The sequence below is a fragment of the Planktothrix tepida PCC 9214 genome (assembly GCF_900009145.1).
GTDB lineage: Bacteria > Cyanobacteriota > Cyanobacteriia > Cyanobacteriales > Microcoleaceae > Planktothrix > Planktothrix tepida.
The window spans coordinates 1-2179 of the sequence record NZ_LN889770.1; the positions used below are offsets into that span (position 1 = coordinate 1).

Genomic DNA, 2179 nt, shown 5'->3' on the forward strand with positions numbered 1-2179 from the left:
GTCTATCAACTAAGCAAGATAGAGGAAAAATATAAGAAATATATGAGAAGGAGAAAATTTCCCATTCTCTCGATCATTCCGCTTATGGCTGAACGGGTAGGGTAAAATAAAAGGTGCTTCCTGTTTTGCTCAAAGTAAGTGGGTTGCCGATGAGTCGCTTGCTTTAGGAGTTTTACTTATGCCTTCTCCATTTCCCGGTATGAATCCTTATCTGGAACATCCTTCTCTGTGGGCAGGAATCCACCATCGGTTAATTACAGCGATCGCTAATGACCTTGCCCCTAAGCTTCGCCCAAAGTACATTGTGGCTATCGAGGAGCGTGTGTATGAGGTGAATGGAGACACGGCTGTGCTTGTGGGTGTACCCGATGTATCGGTGCAAAGTTCGCTTTCTTTAGCGCGATCGACTGAATCCAATCTTGCAGTTGTTTCCCCAACAATGCCGATCGATGTGTTGCTACCGATGCCAGAAATTTTGACAGAAGCATACTTAGAAATTCGGGCTGTGGAAACTGAGGAAGTCGTGACCATTATTGAGGTACTTTCTCCGAAAAATAAACAGGTAGGAATTGGGCGACTGCAATACGAAACAAAGCGGCTAAAGATTTTGGGTAGTGCAACTAATTTCGTTGAAATTGATTTGTTGCGTCAGGGAAATTCGATGCCAATGGCGGGAAATTTTTTGCCGAGTCACTATCGGATTGTGGTAAGTCATAGCGAAACTCGTCCGAAAGCTCAACTTTATGGGTTTAATTTGCCAGATCGTATTCCTGAATTGATCGTACCGCTAAAGGCTAGTGAACCAGAACTAAGGATCGACCTAAAGCCATTGCTCGATCAGATTTACGATCAGGGAAGCTATGACTTAAGGATTGATTACAACCGTCCTCCGATTCCTGCTTTGTCAGAATCAGATATGGTTTGGGTGAATGAAAGATTGCAACAGCAGATGTAAGGTCGGGCTAAATTTACGCTTAAACAATCGGATTATAAAAGCTGGAGATAGGCTCTGATGGCTGGACTCCTGGCATGAACTTCTGCCAATCGCCGGAAATTAGCTTTGGAGCATCAACGACACAAGCTCCATTTTCAAAATAGCTGATCCCAAAAGCTATACGCTGCTGGGTGGTATGATTGGCACCCGCCCCATGCACATTCAAACAATGGTGAAAACTGATATCCCCAAGATCAAAGGGTTCTCGATCGATCGCGATGCCACGAGATTGAAGCATTTCGGATATGGCCCGGTCATGATTTTGAGAAAATTTGTCGAATGGGATTTCTCTGACGAGCTTGTAAACCTCCATTCCTTTTGCCAACTCCAGCAATCCCATTTCTTTGGGAGTCGATTGCAGAGGAATCCACATTGTACCAACATTATTGCTGGCAATGGGATAATGTTGACCATCGTAATGCCAGGGAGTACGGCCACATCCTGGCTCTTTGCACAAAAAGTCATCATGGTAGACCCGAACGCTTGCCACTCCCAACAACTCTGCCGCCAGCCGACCCAACTTTTTGCTCAACACAAACTCCCTAGCGATTTCACTTTCGAGCCATAGCAACTCTCGGCTACTGAATTGTCGAGCCGGATCTGGTGGATTATACTGCTCGAACAGCTTCTTCAATTCTTTTCGGAGCAAAAACAGGGCTTCGGGACTGAGAACATTTTTGATTTTTATATAACTCTCCGTTTGAAATTGTTGAATTTGACTGTTTGAAATAGGAAACGGCTCGGCGAGTTCTCTACGAAGTTCCTCAATGGTTGGTACTTTATGAGGATCTGGTTCGGGTTGAACAATCAATCTCTCAGGATCAACAGGCTGTTGGCTATTCTCAGCCAATGAAATATACCAATTCCACCACTGTTCGTTGGTTCCCGTCCAAGCTTCATCTATGCTATTAGTCTTGGCATTGGCGCTGGGAAGGTATGAGTTCTGGTTACTGGATGATTTCATGAAGTTATCTCTAGATATGTGTTGGCGATCGCTAACGTCATAGAAACATTGATGTTCAGGACGAAAAGACTAACCCGACATCCTCCTCTAGTGCCATGTCCGGCTACTCCAATGATTCCCGCTTGAGAAGTTTCGTAAATAAACTGTAAGGTCTATCAACTAAGCAAGATAGAGGAAAAATATAAGAAATATATGAGAAGGAGAAAATTTCCCATTCTCTC

The 2179-nt window shown here is 44.1% G+C and carries 2 protein-coding genes; one reads left to right on the forward strand and one right to left on the reverse strand.

Annotated features, from left to right (window positions below; genetic code table 11):
- Positions 1 to 178: 178 nt before the first annotated feature.
- A complete protein-coding gene (locus tag PL9214_RS02995; RefSeq protein WP_072717375.1) occupies positions 179 to 955 on the forward strand; it encodes a DUF4058 family protein in 777 nt (258 codons plus the stop codon).
- A gap of 19 nt (positions 956 to 974) precedes the next feature.
- On the opposite strand, the gene PL9214_RS03000 is transcribed toward PL9214_RS02995, so the two are convergent.
- Positions 975 to 1958, reverse strand: coding sequence for a phytanoyl-CoA dioxygenase family protein (locus tag PL9214_RS03000; RefSeq protein ID WP_072717376.1), 984 nt, complete (start codon positions 1956 to 1958; stop codon positions 975 to 977).
- Positions 1959 to 2179 lie beyond the last annotated feature (221 nt).